The organism is Aeromonas sp. FDAARGOS 1406 (genome assembly GCF_019048565.1).
In the GTDB taxonomy this organism is placed as follows: domain Bacteria; phylum Pseudomonadota; class Gammaproteobacteria; order Enterobacterales; family Aeromonadaceae; genus Aeromonas; species Aeromonas caviae.
Window position 1 is genome coordinate 4,430,159 of sequence record NZ_CP077378.1, and the last position, 17,267, is coordinate 4,447,425.

At 63.1% G+C, this 17,267-nt stretch carries 19 protein-coding genes and 2 pseudogenes; 5 read left to right on the forward strand and 16 right to left on the reverse strand.

Features of this window, described 5'->3' with window-relative positions:
• Positions 1-62: 62 nt before the first annotated feature.
• The 6 genes from I6L36_RS20855 to I6L36_RS20880 form a co-directional block, all read right to left on the reverse strand.
• Entirely contained in the window at positions 63-1,046 is a 984-nt protein-coding gene (locus I6L36_RS20855) for an MDR family oxidoreductase (protein WP_128345570.1), read from the reverse strand.
• A 52-nt stretch (positions 1,047-1,098) separates the two neighbouring features.
• Positions 1,099-1,734 carry a TetR/AcrR family transcriptional regulator gene (locus I6L36_RS20860; protein ID WP_216986892.1) on the reverse strand — a complete coding sequence of 212 codons (636 nt, stop codon included), beginning with the start codon at positions 1,732-1,734 and terminating at the stop codon, positions 1,099-1,101.
• Between the two features lie 157 nt (positions 1,735-1,891).
• Positions 1,892-2,140 carry a GlsB/YeaQ/YmgE family stress response membrane protein gene (locus I6L36_RS20865; RefSeq protein WP_010675223.1) on the reverse strand — a complete coding sequence of 83 codons (249 nt, stop codon included), beginning with the start codon at positions 2,138-2,140 and terminating at the stop codon, positions 1,892-1,894.
• A 128-nt stretch (positions 2,141-2,268) separates the two neighbouring features.
• Entirely contained in the window at positions 2,269-2,994 is a 726-nt protein-coding gene (gene lpxH / locus I6L36_RS20870) for a UDP-2,3-diacylglucosamine diphosphatase (protein ID WP_052815099.1), read from the reverse strand.
• Positions 2,995-3,007: 13 nt separating this feature from the next.
• A complete protein-coding gene (locus I6L36_RS20875) occupies positions 3,008-3,694 on the reverse strand; it encodes a DUF4269 domain-containing protein (protein ID WP_216986893.1) in 687 nt (228 codons plus the stop codon).
• On the reverse strand, positions 3,684-4,181 hold the full coding sequence (locus I6L36_RS20880; protein ID WP_010675220.1) for a peptidylprolyl isomerase: 498 nt from the start codon (positions 4,179-4,181) through the stop codon (positions 3,684-3,686). The genes I6L36_RS20875 and I6L36_RS20880 overlap by 11 nt, the downstream gene beginning before the upstream one ends.
• Before the next feature lie 191 nt (positions 4,182-4,372).
• On the opposite strand from I6L36_RS20880, the gene cysS reads away from it, so the two are divergent.
• Positions 4,373-5,749: a cysteine--tRNA ligase gene (gene cysS, locus I6L36_RS20885; protein ID WP_216986894.1), complete on the forward strand. Its 1,377-nt coding sequence runs from the start codon at positions 4,373-4,375 to the stop codon at positions 5,747-5,749.
• Between the two features lie 244 nt (positions 5,750-5,993).
• On the opposite strand, the gene I6L36_RS20890 is transcribed toward cysS, so the two are convergent.
• A complete protein-coding gene (locus I6L36_RS20890; RefSeq protein ID WP_216986895.1) occupies positions 5,994-6,353 on the reverse strand; it encodes a lysozyme inhibitor LprI family protein in 360 nt (119 codons plus the stop codon).
• A gap of 93 nt (positions 6,354-6,446) precedes the next feature.
• On the opposite strand from I6L36_RS20890, the gene I6L36_RS20895 reads away from it, so the two are divergent.
• Positions 6,447-7,061: a hypothetical protein gene (locus tag I6L36_RS20895; protein WP_210538572.1), complete on the forward strand. Its 615-nt coding sequence runs from the start codon at positions 6,447-6,449 to the stop codon at positions 7,059-7,061.
• A 565-nt stretch (positions 7,062-7,626) separates the two neighbouring features.
• Here I6L36_RS20895 and I6L36_RS20900 read toward each other — a convergent pair.
• Positions 7,627-8,607: an IS5-like element IS5 family transposase gene (locus I6L36_RS20900; RefSeq protein ID WP_026141181.1), complete on the reverse strand. Its 981-nt coding sequence runs from the start codon at positions 8,605-8,607 to the stop codon at positions 7,627-7,629.
• Between the two features lie 688 nt (positions 8,608-9,295).
• Between I6L36_RS20900 and I6L36_RS20905 the strand changes: the two genes are divergently transcribed.
• Both I6L36_RS20905 and I6L36_RS20910 read left to right on the forward strand, forming a co-directional pair.
• Positions 9,296-10,354 (forward strand): sensor domain-containing diguanylate cyclase, encoded by a 1,059-nt coding sequence (locus I6L36_RS20905; RefSeq protein ID WP_053288364.1) that lies wholly within the window; start codon positions 9,296-9,298, stop codon positions 10,352-10,354.
• 86 nt (positions 10,355-10,440) lie between these two features.
• Positions 10,441-10,728: a hypothetical protein gene (locus I6L36_RS20910; protein WP_039041204.1), complete on the forward strand. Its 288-nt coding sequence runs from the start codon at positions 10,441-10,443 to the stop codon at positions 10,726-10,728.
• Between the two features lie 102 nt (positions 10,729-10,830).
• Here I6L36_RS20910 and I6L36_RS20915 read toward each other — a convergent pair whose 3' ends face one another.
• Positions 10,831-11,109, reverse strand: coding sequence for a hypothetical protein (locus tag I6L36_RS20915; protein ID WP_029314742.1), 279 nt, complete (start codon positions 11,107-11,109; stop codon positions 10,831-10,833).
• 294 nt (positions 11,110-11,403) lie between these two features.
• Positions 11,404-11,616 (reverse strand): annotated as a pseudogene (locus tag I6L36_RS20920) (hypothetical protein); the annotation flags it as partial.
• Positions 11,617-11,716: 100 nt separating this feature from the next.
• On the opposite strand from I6L36_RS20920, the gene I6L36_RS20925 reads away from it, so the two are divergent.
• Positions 11,717-12,664 carry an IS30-like element ISAs2 family transposase gene (locus I6L36_RS20925; protein WP_171268937.1) on the forward strand — a complete coding sequence of 316 codons (948 nt, stop codon included), beginning with the start codon at positions 11,717-11,719 and terminating at the stop codon, positions 12,662-12,664.
• A gap of 36 nt (positions 12,665-12,700) precedes the next feature.
• On the opposite strand, the pseudogene I6L36_RS20930 reads toward I6L36_RS20925, so the two are convergent.
• From I6L36_RS20930 to I6L36_RS20955, 6 genes and pseudogenes are all read right to left on the reverse strand, one after another.
• Positions 12,701-13,213 (reverse strand): annotated as a pseudogene (locus I6L36_RS20930) (substrate-binding periplasmic protein); the annotation flags it as partial.
• A gap of 191 nt (positions 13,214-13,404) precedes the next feature.
• Positions 13,405-13,899, reverse strand: a complete 495-nt coding sequence (locus tag I6L36_RS20935; protein WP_216986896.1) for a GDYXXLXY domain-containing protein — start codon at positions 13,897-13,899, stop codon at positions 13,405-13,407.
• Entirely contained in the window at positions 13,896-14,903 is a 1,008-nt protein-coding gene (locus I6L36_RS20940; protein WP_216986897.1) for a DUF4401 domain-containing protein, read from the reverse strand. The genes I6L36_RS20935 and I6L36_RS20940 overlap by 4 nt, the downstream gene beginning before the upstream one ends.
• A complete protein-coding gene (locus I6L36_RS20945) occupies positions 14,896-15,834 on the reverse strand; it encodes a DUF2157 domain-containing protein (RefSeq protein WP_216986898.1) in 939 nt (312 codons plus the stop codon). The genes I6L36_RS20940 and I6L36_RS20945 overlap by 8 nt, the downstream gene beginning before the upstream one ends.
• A gap of 217 nt (positions 15,835-16,051) precedes the next feature.
• Positions 16,052-16,609 carry a TMEM165/GDT1 family protein gene (locus I6L36_RS20950; protein ID WP_010675206.1) on the reverse strand — a complete coding sequence of 186 codons (558 nt, stop codon included), beginning with the start codon at positions 16,607-16,609 and terminating at the stop codon, positions 16,052-16,054.
• A 253-nt stretch (positions 16,610-16,862) separates the two neighbouring features.
• Positions 16,863-17,192 carry a translation initiation factor gene (locus tag I6L36_RS20955; protein WP_042864056.1) on the reverse strand — a complete coding sequence of 110 codons (330 nt, stop codon included), beginning with the start codon at positions 17,190-17,192 and terminating at the stop codon, positions 16,863-16,865.
• Positions 17,193-17,267 lie beyond the last annotated feature (75 nt).

Here is a 17,267-nt window from a genome sequence, read left to right on the forward strand (position 1 = left end):
GAAATGCCCTGGAGAGGCTCGCCTGACCTGGTCAGGCGAGCCGGCTCATATCGCGTCAGTCATCACCCCTGGACATTGACCAGGATCCGGCCGCGCACCTGGCCTGCCAGGAAGGCATCCCCCAGGGTCACGACCTGGGAGAGGGGCACTTCCCGGGTGAGGAGATGGAGGCGAGTCAGGTCGAGATCCTCGGCCAGTCGGGCCCAGGCCTGCTGGCGCAGCGGGCGCGGTGCCATCACGCTGTCGATGCCATAGAGGGTGACGCCGCGCAGGATGAAGGGCATGACGGTGGAGGGGAAGTCCATCCCTCCCGCCAGACCGCAGGCGGCCACGGCGCCGCCGTAGCGGGTAGTGGCGCAGGCATTGGCCAGGGTGTGGCTGCCGACGGTGTCGATGACGCCGGCCCAGCGTTCCTTGCCCAGCGGGCGTCCCGGCGTGGCCAGTTCGGCGCGATCGATCACCTCGGCGGCGCCGAGGGACGTCAGATAGTCGGCCTCGTTCAGCCGCCCGGTGGCGGCCACCACTCGATAACCCAGCTTGGCCAGGAGGGTGATCGCCACGCTGCCCACGCCGCCGTTGGCGCCCGTCACCAGAATGTCACCGTCACCGGGTGTGATGCCGTGCTTCTCCAACGCCATCACGCAGAGCATGGCGGTGTACCCTGCGGTGCCGATGGCCATGGCGTCCCGGGGCTGGAAACGCTCAGGCAGGGCAACCAGCCAGTCGCCCCGGACCCGTGCCCGCTCCGCCAGCCCGCCGCTGTGGGTCTCGCCCACGCCCCATCCGTTGAGCACCACCTTGTCGCCGGGGTGCCAGTCGGGATGCTGGCTCTCCAGCACGGTACCGGCAAAGTCGATGCCGGGGATCAGAGGGAAGCGGCGTACCACAGGGGAGGCGCCGGTGAGGGCCAGGCCATCCTTGTAGTTGAGGGAAGACCACTCTACCGCCACGGTCACATCCCCGGCAGGCAACATCTCCTCGGAGAGGCTCTGGTAGCTGGCGCGATAACCCGCCTCGTCTTTCTCGATCAGAATACCGTTGAACATCTTGTCTACTCCCATTAATTGGACTGACTGACTATTAATCGTCGTAAAAAAATCACTTTGCTAACTTCATGAAAAAATTGAGAAAAGAGAGCATGGGCTCGGTATCGCCCACCAGGCGTGCGCGCAGTACGGCCCCTTCCCAGCCGATCCAGAACTGATGGGCGAGGGCAGGGCAGTCACAATCAGGGGGCAGCTCCCCCGCCGTCACCGCATCCCTCAGGCAGCGGGTGAGCAGCACCTCCCAGTCGAGGAGGATCTGCTCGAGGCGCAGGCACAGCTCGGGGGAGAGCTGCACCACCTCCTGACCCAGGTTGCCCACGAGGCAGCCCCGCTGGAACGCAAACCGGGTCATGCCCCGGCAGGCGCTGTCGACGAAGGCAACAAGACGGGCCAGGGGGGGCAGGCTCTCATCCTCCAGATAGCGCGTCAGCTTGCGGCAGAAGTAGTGGTGATAGGCATCCATGACCGCCAGAGTGAAGTCGTGCTTGGTGGCGAAGTAGTGATAGAAGGAGCCCTTGGGGATCCCGGTCGACTGCAACACCCGCTCGATGGAGGTGGCGGCGATGCCCTGTTCGGTCAGCAGCTCCATGCCCCGGCGGATCAACAGATCCCGGGTGTCGGCATAGGTGTGCCCGTGCTGGGCAGGGCGGCCGCGAGGGCGGCGGGGCAGGGGGTCATTGGCTTGCATGGGGCTTATTAGACGCCTCAACTAGAAATGATGCAAGCGCGGCATCGAACGGACGAAACGAGTGGATGAGATCGGGTAGTCGAGACAAGCTGGAGCCAGCGGGGCAGAAAACAGCGAGGGCGCCAGTGGCGCCCTCGCATCGATGGGTGGCTGCGCCTCAACTGCGCAGCTTGTTGTAGACAAACAGCACGATCAGGGCGCCAACGGTGGCGATGATGATGCTCGGCAGGTTGAAGCCGGTGACCGTTCCCATCCCGAGCAGGGTGCTGACATAGCCCCCCACCATGGCGCCGACCACCCCCAGGATCACCGTCATGAAGAAACCGCCGCCATCCTTGCCCGGCATGATCCATTTAGCCAGGATGCCGACGATCAGCCCCAGTACCACCCAAGTAAGAAATCCCATGGTCATCTCCTCGTTGTGTGCAGAGAACCAGAGTATATGCAGGCATCCTGCTTGTATCCCGCCGCAGCACGGCGTGAGTCAGAAACGGTCATATGAGACTCGCTCCTGACCATGGCAGGCAGAGGACTTCAGCCAAGCGCGCGGGTGTCGAGGCGCTGCCCGGCGGGGGAGCACACCAGCACCGACCCCTGCTCGAACCAGTCCCCCAGCACGATGCGCCGCGCCGCACGCCCATCCAGGGTGAAGTCGTGGATGGCGGGTCTGTGGGTGTGGCCGTGGATCATCAGGCGGCAGCCGTGCTGGCGCAGCATGTCGTCCACCGCCTCCGGGGTCACGTCCATGATGATCTGGCTCTTGTGGGCATTCTCCATCTGGCTCTGGCCGCGCATCTTGTGGGCGATGGCCTGGCGGCGCGAGAGCGGCAGGCGCAGGAAGAGCCAGCGCAGCCACTTGAGTTGTGTGATGCGGCGAAACTTCTGGTAGCCCTCATCCCGGGTGCAGAGCAGATCCCCGTGGCTCAGCAGCACCCGCTCGCCGTACAGCTCGATGACGCAGGGGTCGCCGAGCAGGGTCATGCCGGCCCGTTTGGCAAATTGGCGCCCCAAGAGGAAGTCGCGGTTGCCGTGAATGAAATAGAGGGGCACCCCTTGCTGGCTCAGGGCGAGAAAGGCATCGGCCACCTCGCGGTGGAGCGGGTTGGGGTCGTCGTCCCCAATCCAGAATTCGAACAGATCCCCCAGCACATAGAGGGCGTCGGCCCCGGGCGCGTCTTCGGCCAGAAAGCGCACCAGGGCCGCCGTCATGTCGGGCCTGCCTTGGCTGAGGTGAATGTCACTGATAAAGAGGGTGCTCATGAGTTCCTGGGCATCATGGTAAGAGAGTCCCGCCTGGGGGCGGACAAGGCCTGTGACCTTGCTCGTCGAGCGGGTGGGGGAGGGAAGGGCAGCAGAGCCCCGCAAGGTTGACGCCCTCCAGGGTCAGCAACGCCTCGTAAGGGTCGCCGGACAGACCCAGCAGGCGGCACATGGCCGCTTCCCCCTTGAGCCCTTCATCAAAACGCAGGCGCAGCACTTCCCGGTGGAAGGGGGCGCCAAAGCGCTCAAGCAGGGCGGCCATCAGGCTGAGGTGGCGCCAGCCATGACACATCTCGAGGGGATCAGGGGTGAGGTAGAGCTCGACTGGCCAGCACTGGCCATCTGGCCCGTGGCGTCGCTGCTCGGCGATCCAGACCTGCTCGTCCTTGCTTCGCACCTGCCAGCCTTGTGCTGCCAGTGTCGCGGCAAGGAAGGCCGGGTCCGGATGCTGGCAGAGGATGTCGAGATCGCTGCCGGGCCTATCCAGCCCGATGGCGATCGTGCTCACCAGGGCCAGATCGTTGCACAGGGGGCCAAGCTCATCCCACAGGCCGCCGCTCAGCAGGGCGTGGGCCGAGCGCTGACGTTCGTTGCCCTGGGCCAGATAGTCGAGGCGGCGCCAGTTGGGGGCGGCAGATGGAAAAACTGCGGCCGGGGCCGCAGTGGTATCAGAGCCTGGCCGGCAGGGATTACTCGGCAAGGGTCACCTTGGTGATGACGACGTCTTCGGTCGGGACGTCCTGGTGCATGCGGCCGTAGTTGCCGGTCTTCACGCCCTTGATCTTGTTGACCACGTCCATGCCGGCGGTCACTTCACCGAACACGCAGTAGCCGAAGCCCTGGGTGGTGGCGGACTTGAAGTCCAGGAAGTCGTTGTTGTTCACGTTGATGAAGAACTGGGCGCTGGCGGAGTGCGGCTCCATGGTGCGAGCCATGGCGATGGTGCCGACCTTGTTGGACAGACCGTTGGCCGCCTCGTTCTTGATGGGAGCGCGGGTCTCTTTCTCTTCGAAGCCCGGGGCATAGCCGCCGCCCTGGATCATGAAGCCGTCGATGACGCGGTGGAAGATGGTGTTGTCGTAGTGACCGTCACGGCAGTATTGCAGGAAGTTGGCCACGGTCTCCGGGGCTTTTTCCGCGTTCAGGGTCAGGGTGATGTCGCCGTGGTTGGTGTGCAGAGTAACCATGAGTTGTCCTTTCATTTTGACGCGGGCAGCAAGGTGCCCGCAGGTGTATGGCATAAAGTGGTGGCAATTCTAGCCCATCAAGGCCCTGCGGCATAGATGGCAGGGGAGAGAGGGGGCTTTTTCTGCCTCGTTTTCTATACCGGATGCGGTTAGAATGGCAGGCCATTTTACTCACAGGCAGTGGTCATAAGATGCTGAAGATATACAACACACTCACTCGTCAAAAAGAAGAATTCAAACCTATCCACCCGGGCAAGGTGGGCATGTATGTGTGTGGCGTCACTATCTATGATCACTGTCATATCGGCCATGGCCGTACCTTCGTCGCCTTCGACGTCGTCGCTCGCTACCTGCGTTATGCAGGATACGACCTCACCTATGTGCGCAACGTCACCGACGTGGACGACAAGATCATCAAGCGCGCCGCCGAAACGCACGTGACCTGTGACGATCTCACCGAGCGCCTCATCGGCGACATGCACCAGGATTTCGATGCCCTCGGCATGGTGCGCCCGGACATCGAACCCCGCGCCACCCAGCACATCGGCGAGATCATCGCCCTGGTTGAAACCCTGCTGGAAAAAGGGCACGCCTACGTGGCGGACAACGGCGATGTGATGTTCATCGTCGAGTCCTACGCCGACTACGGCAAGCTCTCGGGCCAGGATCTGGAGCAGTTGCAGGCCGGCGCCCGGGTCGACGTGGTGGATGCCAAGCGCAATCCGCTCGACTTCGTGCTGTGGAAGATGTCCAAGCCCGGCGAGCCGACCTGGGACAGCCCCTGGGGCCCGGGTCGCCCTGGCTGGCACATCGAGTGCTCCGCCATGAACTCCAAGCACCTTGGCAACCATTTCGACATCCACGGCGGCGGCTCGGATCTGCAGTTCCCGCACCACGAGAACGAGATTGCCCAGTCCTGCTGCGCCCACGGTGGCGACTACGTCAACACCTGGATGCACAGCGGCATGGTGATGGTGGATAAAGAAAAGATGTCCAAATCCCTTGGCAACTTCTTCACCATCCGTGATGTGCTGGCCCACTACGACGCCGAAACCGTCCGTTACTTCCTGATGTCCGGTCACTACCGCAGCCAGCTCAACTACTCGGAAGACAACCTGAAGCAGGCCCGCGCCGCCCTGGAGCGGATGTACACCGCCCTGCGCGATCTGCCGGCGGCTGCCGCCGCCGGTGGTGACGAGCAGGTGGCTCGCTTCGTTGATGCCATGGACGACGACTTCAACACCCCGGAAGCCTACTCCGCCCTGTTCGATCTGGTGCGCGAGATCAACCGCCAGAAAGCCGAAGACATCGCTGTCGCCGCCGGCCTCGGTGCCCGTCTGCGGGAGCTGGGCGCCGTGCTCGGCATCCTGCAACAGGATCCGGATGCGTTCTTGAAGGGTGACGAAGCGGACGAAGAGGTCGCCGAAATCGAGCGCCTGATCGCCGAGCGCAATCAGGCCCGCGCCGACAAGAACTGGGCCGCGGCGGATGCCGCCCGTAACCGCCTCACCGAGATGGGCATCGTGCTGGAAGACAGCGCCGGCAAGACCAGCTGGCGCCGTGCCTAAGGCCGGTGGCGCTGCTGGCGCCAACCGGTTGAGCCTATAAAAAAACCGCAGCCATTGGGCTGCGGTTTTTGTTTGTGGCTTTTCCCTCGACACCTCTTAAGCCTCGGCATCCTTCGGTCTGATCCCCTCGCCCCTTGGGGGAGAGGGTCAGGGTGAGGGGGGCTCGCATCATGACTCACCGGAGTGCCTGCAAGCCGTCTGTTACTTGCCCCCAGTTCCTACCTGACCTGGTTGGCGCCTCTGATCATGGCTGGTCCGGCAGTGTGTTCAGGTCTTTGGTGCGCGCCTCGGTCAACTGGGTGAGACAACTGCTATGGACCATGGGCGCCATTGATCCCCCTTCATAGACGCCGGCCTCGTAACGGCACTGGGCATCGCGAAAGGCGATCCAGGCCCGTTGCGCAGTTCTCAGCCTCTCCAGCTGTGCCTTCTCCAGGGTGGCAACCCGCTTTTTATAGGCGGCATTGAGCTTGGCATCGGCTCGCTGGTAACCCTGAAACGCACAGATGTTCATGTCGGTTTGTGTCACCGGCGCAGTACAATCCTGTTCGGCCTGAACGGCAGTGGTTGCCAGCAAGAGCAACAGGGCGGGATAGAGTCTCAAGAGGCAGTTCCTTTGTGGTAGGGAGAGGGCCAATATACGGCATAAACCGGCCCGATGGCGGCTCTTTTTCAAGAATAACAAGGAGATGACGTCATGAAGTTGAACTGGATGCCGTTTCTGGCCCTGCCTCTGCTGGCGTCCGGGCTGTCTGTGGCCGCCACTGCCCCCGATATGCAGGTCCAAGCCCGCGCCAAGGTGGCCGAGTTTCTGGTCTGGGAGCGCAGCGTCAAACCGAGCGGCCTCTATCAGGCAGACCTGGGCGGTGCGTTGCCCAACATCGTCTCCCCCGAGCTGCTCTGCCTGCTCAATGCTGCCTCCAAGGCGCGGGAGATAGCCACTCGCGAAGCCCCGGACGAGAAGCCCCCCTTCGTCGAGGGCAACCCCTTCCTGCCCAATGCCTGGGATCACCTGCTGGGCTCTGAGATACTCTCGTCTCGCGCCATCGCCGGCAGCCGGGATCGCAGCGAGGTCAAGGTGCGCTTCACCTTTGGCGAGCCGGGCTCCCCGCTCTACGCCTCCAGAGGCACCTACCGTTTTGTCAGCACCTATCTGGTACTGGACGGGCCGCAAGGCGCCCGCATCACCGATATCGACGCTGGCGGCAGCTGTGATTTCTGCCAATCCGGCAGCCTGCGTACCGCCCTCTATGAGACGCTCACCGCCTATCCCGCCGCAGGAGGAGAGCAGTGCAAGGGGTTGGGGAAATAGAAATCAGGAATAAAAAAAATCGCAGCCGAGGCTGCGATTTTTAGTGGTTTGCCGAAGCCTCGGCATCCTGCGGTCTGATCCCCTCTCCCCTTGGGGGAGAGGGTCAGGGTGAGGGGAGCTAACGTCATTCTCCGGCTGAATGCCGTCCAACGCCTTAATGGCATGGCTTCGCCATGCAGGACACGAGGGCCTTGCCCTCGAAGGGATTTCGCCACCGCTACGCGGCTTGGCGAGTGACTTTTGAAAGACCAAAAGTCTTCTCCCCCGGTAAACCGCCCGCTTCGCGGGTTCCCTCGTCTCGTCCAACGGGTCGGACGGAGCGCCGCAGACGGCACTTTGGCCTACGCCATCCATGGCTTCGGCCAAAGCCCGCTTCGAACATCCTTGTTCTCGCGCCAAATCGGGGTCGAGCAGTGCTCGGGAGGGTGCGAATAAGCGGGGAAATTCTTCTCGGCTGACTCAGTCATTTCATTTTTTCAGTTTGAGCCGATCTTTTCTCCCGTAAATGCCTTGAATCAGCCTATTTAGACCGTTTCTTCGCCATTTAAGGCGTTATTCCCAGTTTTTAGTGAGATCTCTCCCACTGACGTATCATTTGGTCCGCCCGAAACAGGTTGGCCAGCGTGAATAACATCGCCAGTTGGTTATCGTTTTTCAGCAACCCCTTGTATCTGGCTTTCACGAAGCCGAACTGTCGCTTGATGATGCGAAACGGGTGCTCCACCTTGGCCCGGATGCTGGCTTTCATGTATTCGATGTTGATGGCCGTTTTGTTCTTGCGTGGATGCTGTTTCAAGGTTCTTACCTTGCCGGGGCGCTCGGCGATCAGCCAGTCCACATCCACCTCGGCCAGCTCCTCGCGCTGTGGCGCCCCTTGGTAGCCGGCATCGGCTGAGACAAATTGCTCCTCTCCATGCAGCAGATTACCCAGCTGATTGAGGTCATGCTCGTTGGCCGCGGTGGTGACTAGGCTGTGGGTCAGGCCACTCTTGGCATCGACACCAATGTGGGCCTTCATGCCAAAGTGCCACTGATTGCCTTTCTTGGTCTGATGCATCTGCGGATCGCGTTGCTGCTCTTTGTTCTTGGTCGAGCTGGGTGCCTCAATGATGGTGGCATCGACCAAGGTGCCTTGAGTCATCATGACGCCTGCTTCGGCCAGCCAGCGATTGATGGTCTTGAACAATTGGCGGGCCAGTTGATGCTGCTCCAGCAGGTGGCGGAAATTCATGATGGTGGTGCGGTCCGGCAAGGCGCTATCCAGGGATAACCGGGCAAACAGACGGATGGAGGCGATTTCGTACAGAGCATCTTCCATCGCGCCATCGCTCAGGTTGTACCAATGCTGCATGCAGTGAATGCGTAGCATGGTTTCCAGCGGATAAGGTCGCCGGCCATTACCAGCCTTGGGATAAAACGGCTCGATGACTTCCACCATGTTTTGCCATGGCAGAATCTGCTCCATGCGGGACAAGAAAATCTCTTTTCTGGTCTGACGGCGCTTACTGCTGAATTCACTGTCGGCGAAGGTGAGCTGATGACTCATGATGAACCCTTTTTCATGGCTCCAGATGACAAACATGATCTCATATCAGGGACTTGTTCGCACCTTCCTTAACCGGCCTCGGGGCGGCGGGTTGGGTGTTGCCCCCTGTTGTTCGCCGAGGTGAGGGCACAAGGTCAGGAGCGCCGTCATGGACGACGGCGCAGACGCAGGCGGTACAGGGATGTACCGTCTGCGTCGTTCCGCCAGACCTTTTGCCTGAACCGAGGGAACCCGACGCAGGAGGGCGAACAAGTGGGGGTGGCCTTTCTTTTGGTGACTTTTCTTTGGCCACGCAAAGAAAAGTCACTCGCCAAGCCGCGCAGCGGCGGCGAAACCCCATCGAGGACGGAGTCCTCGTGTCCTGCGCGGCGAAGCCGTGCTATTCAGGCGTGGAGCGATATTGCACCAAGCAATGACGTTACCCACCCCTCACCCTAACCCTCTCCCCCAAGGGGAGAGGGGATGGTGACCGTGGGTGAATACGCGGCAGGAATCGACGCGGCACCCAGGGGCGAGGGCAGGGTTGTGCCCCTGTGTTTCGCATGGCGACGCCGCTTGGGGTCCGGTTATGCCAAAATGTGAACAAATCGATCTTTCCCCCGGTCAATCGCGGTCTGCCGCTTGTCGGGCCCGCCCCGAGTTGGCTAAGGTAGTCGCCCATCAGATGCACGCAGTAGTGGAGGTAGGCATGGATAAAATTTTGCTGGCGCTCTCGGAGCAGATGATAAACGCGCGGGATCTGGAGAGCCTGACCCGCCCCTTGCTGGAGATGCTGGCGTCGGTGACCGGGCTGGAGTCGACCTATCTCACCGAGATTGACCTCGGGCAAAGCACCCAGCATGTCCGTTATGCCCGCAATGTGGCCGGGCTGCAGATCCCCGAGGGGATGACGGTGGAGTGGAGCGATACCCTGTGTCGCCGTGCCATCGACGAAGAGATTGGTTACACCGATGACGTCGCCGCTCTGTGGGGGGACTCCCAGGCGGCCAGCGAGCTCGGCATTCGCTCCTATCTGAGCAGCCCGGTGCGCACCTCGACCGGCTCCCTCTATGGCACCCTGTGCGGCGCCAGTACCGAACAAAAACCCGCGGTGGCGGGGGCGCAGCAGCTCATCGCCTTCTTCGCGCACCTGATTGCCGAACAGGTGGAGCGGGAGCAACTGCTGCGGCAATTGCAGCAGGCCAACGACGAGCTCTCGCGCCTGGCCCTCTCCGATCCCCTCACCGGGCTCCCCAACCGCCGCGCCCTGATGCTGGAGCTCACCCGCCTCTTCTCGTTGTCGGAGCGGGCGGGGCATCCGGTGCTCATCGCCTTTGTGGATCTCGATGGCTTCAAGGCCATCAACGACGAGTATGGCCACGAGGCGGGGGACAGGCTGCTCACCGCCATGGCGCGGCAACTGAGCGAGACCCTGCGTGGCGGCGATCTGCTGGCCCGCTTTGGGGGGGACGAGTTCGTGGCCGTGGGCATGGGGCCTTTCCCGGACGCCGACACGCTGGACGGGGCGGTGGCGGCGTTTCGCCAGCGCCTGTTCGAGCACAGCGTGCTGTCACTGCCGGTGGGGGACAAGGTGATCCATTATCCCGGTGCCAGCGTGGGGGCGGTGGCCGTGATGCCGGCCGAGGTCAGCGTCGAGGAGGCGCTGAACCGGGCCGATGCGAGCATGTATGCGGTCAAGCGCCAGCGCCGGGCCGCAGGGGAGGGCGGGAACCCGCCTCCTTCCAGTCAGGTGTCTGCCCCGCGATAGCAGCGGGGCGGGTTGAGAGGGCACAGGGTGGCGCGTCCACCCGGGTGCCAGTCTGTTTTCCCTTTTATCAGTTCGGAGCCCATACCATGGTTCATCTTCTTGCCCGCCGTGTACGCGCCCTTGCCGGGCGGGCGGCCACCCTGGTGGCCGGACTCTGCGAGTTTCAGCAGCGCATCTGGGTGGTCAGCATCGTCAAGGAGTCCTACACAGATACCTTCGTGGTCAACGAAGGGGGCTTCGAGGAGCCCTTGCAATGGATGCGCCGCAAGGGCTACAGCGCCGAGATGCTGGCCAGGGTGGAAGCCATGGCCCGATCCCAGGTGCTCCAGCTCGAGTGCGCCGGGCAGCATCACCGTCTGATGCGGGTGAAATAGGGGCGAAGCCGCCCCCGGATGGCCTGCGCGGCACCGCCGCTCGGGCATCGACCACATATACTGCCGCCTTCTTCGTGTCAGACTGGGTAAATGGGTCGCCAGTCATGATTTTTCCGTGGTTCTCTCCGGTTTCAGGCCGCCGGAGTAGACGCAAATCGCGGAGTTGTAGCTGTTGAAGGTGACCGCGTAGTTGAAATCGCAGAAATAGGCCGGGTGCTTGGTGGCGACAATGTCCCCCGCCTTGCATTTGTCCTGCATCCCCTCCACCAGGGTGTCGTTGTTTGACCCGAGACAGGCCTTGCCGGTGGTCTTGTCACCGCCGCAGGCCATCAGAAGGGCGCAGACCGAGAGACTCATCAACCATTTCGCTGTGTTGTGCATGTGTATTCCCAAGAGATCGGAGAGATGGTGGGGAAGGGCGTGAGCGCGGCGCTGCCCGATGAAGGCGGTCGGCGGGCACGCTGCCGCCCCTGACTGTCGCTGCCACCGTGCGCCCTGCCCCTTGCCGTGAAAAAGGGGCCAACAGGCTCCTGCACCCTATATTACGGACCCAGGACGGTCTGCGTCACCCCTTGTCGTTGCAAGTGGCGAACATTAAACGGGTTTCGTGCGCTGGCTCAAAGGCGGGCCGGGGCCTTGGCGGCCCCGGCGGGGGAAGGGGTCAGGGGGAAGGGGTCAGGGGGAGGGGAAGTATTTGTGCTGGAGCTGCTGGAAGTCGCTGCTGGCCAGCACCTGGGTCAGGCCGAGCTGGAACTCCCTGACCAGGGCATCGTCCACCGGGTGGCTGAAGGCGAAGCAGTACTGCTCGGAACTCAACATCCAGCGCACCTCGAACTGGGCGGGGTCCAGCTGCTGGGTCTTGATGAGATCCAGCAGGGTGGACCGGGAATTCAGATAATAAGTGCGACACTCATGGATGAATGGCGAGAGGTGGCCAACTGCTGATTGGTGGTACCCTTCTGCTCGCCAAAGTAAAAGCAGTATCACCATGAGCTATCAGCAGTTGACCGAGGGGCAACGATACCAGTTATCGGTGCTTCGCGCACAGGGGATGTCCATCCTTGCCACCGCACGCGCCATTGGCGTTCATCGCTCCACCCTCTACCGGGAGCTGCGTCGTAACGCCGGGCCGCAGGTCTACCAGCCAGACAATGCGCATCAGCACGCCACCCACCGACGGGCCAGTGCGGCCAAATCTCGGCTATCTGCCGATGTCATCCAGTTTGTCGAGCTGACACTCGCCTGGTGGTGGAGCCCGGAGCAGATAAGCGCGGTGGGCAAGCAGATAGGCCTCATGGTGAGTCACGAGTGGATATACCGCCATGTGGCCGCCGACAAAGCCCGGGGTGGCCAGTTGTACCGCCATCTGCGCCAGGGCCACAAGCGCTACCGCAAGGGGGCGAGCAGCCTGCGTTCTCCCATCAAGGAAGCCCGCTCTATTGATGAACGGCCGGCTATCGTCGATAGCCGGGAGCGGCTCGGTGATTGGGAGGCGGACACGGTGCTGGGCAAGCAAGGCACAGGTGCACTGGTCACCCTGGTGGAGCGCAAGAGCCGGCTCTATCTGGTCAAGCGGGTCGCGAGCAAACAGGCTGGGGTGGTGCGGGATGCGATAATCGAGATGTTAACGCCCTACATCGAGCAGGTGCATACCATCACCTTTGACAACGGCGGCGAGTTTGCCGAACACAAGGCGATAGAGGAAGCGCTGGGTGCCGAGACTTACTTTGCGCACCCTTACTCTTCGTGGGAGCGCGGTCTGAACGAGAACAGCAATGGGCTGTTGAGGCAGTTTATCCCAAAGGGAACAGACCTGAGAGAGGTCACGGACGAGGATGTCAGGAGAGCGGAGCAGTGGCTCAACCTACGACCTCGGAAATGTCTCGGATTCAGGCAGCCTGTCAAGGTATTCGAAGAGTACCGTCAGGCGGCATAGGCGAGTGTCGCACTTCGAAGTTGAATTCGCGGACTAGTTGCTGGAGACCAGATCGACCCGGCCCGAGGTGAGCATGCGCAGGGCCTGGGAGAGGCGGTTGGCGGTCATGATCTTCTGCTCGTCGAAGCCTGCGTTGAGCAGCAGTTGCTCCCCCACGTCGGATCGCACGGCGCCTATGGTGTAGCGCTGGGCTTCTTCCAGCCTGGTCAGGGTCAGGGGGCGACTGGCGAGCCCCATCAGCACTATCTCGGCATAGCCGATGGGGCAGGCCCACTTGAACAGGGGATTGCGCGCCTCGGTGCGGGCGGTGGAGAAGAGCACCACATTGGGTTTCTGGGTCAGCAGGTAGTAACCCCTGGCCCAGGGGAGGATGCTGACGGGCTGGACAGGGGTGCCGGTCTTTTGCCACACCAGGTGCAGCAGGTCGATGGCAAAGCCGGTCGGGGCGCCATCCTCCCCGGTGAAGTTGTAGGGTTTGTACTCTTCTGTGAGGTAGTGCAGGCTGGCGAGCGCCGGGCTGGCCTGGGTCGCGGGAGTGCCCCAGACCATGGCCGCGAGGGCGGCGCAGGCGACCAGTCTGCGAAGGGGGACTGCAATGTCTGTGTTCATCCTGACCGTCCTGCTGCCGAGTGCCCAGTTTCAAGTGTTGCCAAGTCACGGCGTTTCGCCACCCGGCGAAGACGTTATCCGCTGGGGGCCGTCATCATCTTGCCACTCACAACCGGGTCGGCGCCCCCTTTTTACCAGGCCGGACGGGGGTGACCCAGGGGGGTGAACGCTTCGTCCCTCAGCCCTACCAGCAGGGTGTTGCCATCCTCTTGCAGGCGAAACTCGCCGTAGCGGGCCGACTCATACTGATCTCCCGTGCCCTCTTCGAAGAAGAAGGCGTCAGGCCCGATAAACCACTGGCCGTCGCGCTGGCGCACCTTGAGCAGACGCTCCCCCGGGCCAGGGGCTTCGGGCTTGCCCCCTTCCACCCAGTGCACAACCTGATGTTCATCCAGGCGAACGACCAGGGTGTGGGGGCCGACGGCGGCCTGGCGGCCCGCCAGCTGGCGGGCGAGGGCGTAGTTCAGGCGCATGTAGTCCCCCTGCATCAGGGAGCGGGGGTCGACCGGTGCCAGCTCGATCAGCACCACCTCCCCCTGGCTCATGGCGTGCTCGAAGCGCCAGACGGTGGCGTTGATGCCGGCGAGCAGGGCAAGACCGGTCAGCAAAAAGGCGAGGCGTCTCATGAGGGGCTCCTGTGGTGAAGGTGCTTGAGCCACTGACGGGTACCGAGCAGCAGGGCCCCCGAGGCGAGCAGCAGCCAGGACTTGGTCATCAGGGTCAGCCCCAGATCGTAGTAATAGAGGGAGCCAAAGCCGAGCAGCAGGAGGCCTGCCAGGGTCATCAGGGCCAGGCTGCCGGCGTAGAAGCCGAGCACCAGCACCAGGGCGCCAGCCCCCATGCCGGGAATGATGGCGCTGATCACCACCAGCGGCAGCCCGTAGCGCAGCGGCAGCCTGAGGCGAACCATGACCGCGAGCAGCAGGGCGGCGCAGAGCAGGGGATTGAGCCAGAGGGGCAGGCGGGAGCTGCCGAGCTCATTGAGCACGCTGGTGCCTCCCTCCCACAGGGGGTGGTGCAGCCGTCCCAGCACCAGCAGGGAGAGTGCCAGCCCCAGGGTGAGGGATTCATAGAGCAGATGGCGGGCGGGATCGCGCTCCGCCTGCAGCCAGCACAGGGCGACGGCGCCCATCACCAGCGGCAGGGCCAGCAGGTGCAGGCCGAGGCAGGCGAGGGCGAGGGTGAGCAGGATGGCGGCGGCGAAGCTGTGGAACAGGCGTACCAGCCAGTGCTCGAACAGGGCGGCCACCCCGAGGGAGAAGGCGGTCAGACCGAACCAGAGCCACGCGACGTTCAGATCCAGCCTGTCCAGCAGGCCGTAGAGCAGCCAGGCATCTGCCGCCAGCGCCAGCGCCAGCACGAACTGATCCCAGAGATCGCTGCGGGTCGCCATGCGGTTGAGACCGAGGGCGGCGGCCATCAGCACCATCCCCATGGTGAGGGCGTTGTTGGGGTCGCGGGTCAGCTGCTCGAAGGCCATGAAGAGGAAGAAGAGCAGGAAGAGGGCGGCTATCCAGCCCACCATGCCGAGCAGAAAACGGCCCGACCAGTGGGGCTGTTCATCCCGGGGGGCATCCCCTTCCACAAGTTGAGCTGCACGCAGGCGCTCCCAGGGGGTGAGATCAGACATGCTGCCTCCGTTGTTGTTGCAGCCAGCGGCTGGCCATCACCGACAGGCCGATGGCGATGAGGGCCAGCAGCAAAAAGCCGTTCATGTCCGGCTCCATCCACTTGCCAAGGGCCGCGAGGATCACGGCGATAAGGCTCAGGCACCCCATGGCGAGCCCGGCGATGAACCTGTGGTGCCAGCGCAGGTAGGCGGCGCCGAGCCAGGCGAGCCAGGCAGGCCAGACCCAGGGAGAGGCGGCATCGAACAGGGCCAGCAGGGTGAGCAGGGTGATGCCGAGCCCCGCGGCCAGCCCCGCGAGCCAGGAGGGCATCAGGGCGTAGCGGGCGGGCACCAGGATGAGCAGACCCCAGAGGGCGGCGTTGAGCAGGGTCAGGCACCAGCCGAGGGCCTCCTCGTTGAAGGAGAAGAAGAGATCGAGAAGGCCGAGCCGCCAGTAGAGCACCAGGGCGAGCTGACCGAGCAGCCAGGCCAGGGTCCAGAGCAGCGGGCTTCTGCCAAGGGCCGCCAGCGGCAGCAGCATCAGGGCCCAGGTGGCGAAGAGCTGCCAGGGGTCGGCGCCGGTCTGGTAGGTCTGGCCCACCAGGGCGAGCAGGGCGCCGAGGTTGAGGGCCAGGGCGAGCAGCAGGGCCTGGCGCGGGGTGTCACTCATGTGTTTGCGCCAGAGCACCAGGAGCATGGCGAGCAACGGCAGCTCCAGCAGGGCGAGACGTGAGAGGCGCCCCAGGGCCTGCCAGTTGAAGGCGACGAAGAAGACGAGGCCGGCGCCAAGGCAGAGGCAGCCGAGCCAGAGCAGCAGCCTGTCGAACAGCCACTGCCAGCGGGCAGGGCCGGGGGGCAGATCGCACAGGGCCAGGGCGGCAGGCAGCGAGGCCCGTGGCAGGCGGCCGCGCCTGACCCAGTCGAGCAGGGTCTGTCTTGAGGTGAGGTGCATGGGGGCTCCTGAAGCCGTGATGCCTGAAAGATAAGGCATTATGGCACGGCGCCGCGTCTCGGGGCAGGTGCGCCGTCGGCGTTGCGACACAGGTCGCGGCACGGGGCCATGTCTTTACACTAAAAAGGCCCCCGCCGTGAGGAGGGGGCCTGAAGGACGTCCGGGGCGGCGGTGGCGATCAGTGCTCACGCTGATCTCCCGCCGGCTTCTATGGAAGTCAGGCGAAGATCAGGGTGGAGATGCCAAGCCCCGCAAAGAGGATGGCGCAGGCAATGCGGATCCCCTTGAGGGGGAGCTTGTCGGCCCCGAGCTTGCCGAGCAGCACCACGGGCACGTTGGCCAGCATCATGCCGAGGGTGGTACCGGTGATCACCTGGATCAGGGAGTCGTACTTGGCTGCCAGCAGCACGGTGGCTATCTGGGTCTTGTCACCGATCTCGGCGATGAAGAAGAGCACGAAGGTGGCCATGAAGGGGCCGTACTTGTCCAGGGAACTCTCTTCATCGTCCATCTTGTCCGGCACCAGGATCCAGGCGGCCATGGCGATGAAGGCGCCAGCGACCAACCAGGTCATCACCTTGGGATCCATCCAGCGACTGATGAATTCCCCTATCCAGGCGGCACCCGCGTGGTTGAGCAGGGTGGCAGCCAGCATGCCGGCGATGATGGGCCAGGGTTTGCGAAAACGACAGATGAGCAGCAGGGCCAGCAGCTGTGTCTTGTCGCCGATCTCGGCGATGGCAACGCTGATGGTGGAGGTTAACAAGGCTTCCATAAAAATGACCGGGGGACGGAATTGTTATAAACCAAAGACAAGCCTGCGCCATCCGTCCCCGGTTTTGGCACTGGCCCGTCAAAGGTCTTGTCAAATCCGGCATTGCCCGGATCACCCTGACCATGGTGAGTTGGCACCAAGTATGTTGATCAGGATCGCGCACGGAACGGGTCCGTGGCGAGACTACTCCCCCTCGATGGGAGCGGGCATTCTAGGGAAAAACCCCCGGTGAGGCAAGGCGCGGGATGGGGAATTATCCCCCCACCAGCTTGACCTGAAAGCCGGCCTTCTCCAGTTCGGCCTTGATGAGGTCCCGTTTGTCCCCCTGGATCTCGATGACCCCCTCCTTGAGACCGCCGCCGGTACCGCACTTCTTCTTGAGCAGGGTGGCGAGGGCCTTCTGCTGGTCGGCGGGAACGCCGTGGATGCTGATGACCCCGGCCCCCTTGCGTCCCTTGGTCTCGCGGCGGATGCGCACGACCCCGTCGGCGGGGAAGGGGGAGGCGTGCTGGGCGGGGGCGGATTCCTTGATCATGCCGCCGTCCGTGCTGTAGACCAGGCGGCTGTTGTTGTCGTGACTCATGGCATTACTTTGTCGGTTAGCTAAGCGGAGTTTGATTTTACGCAAATAAATGTTGAGGGCACAGCTTATAATCCC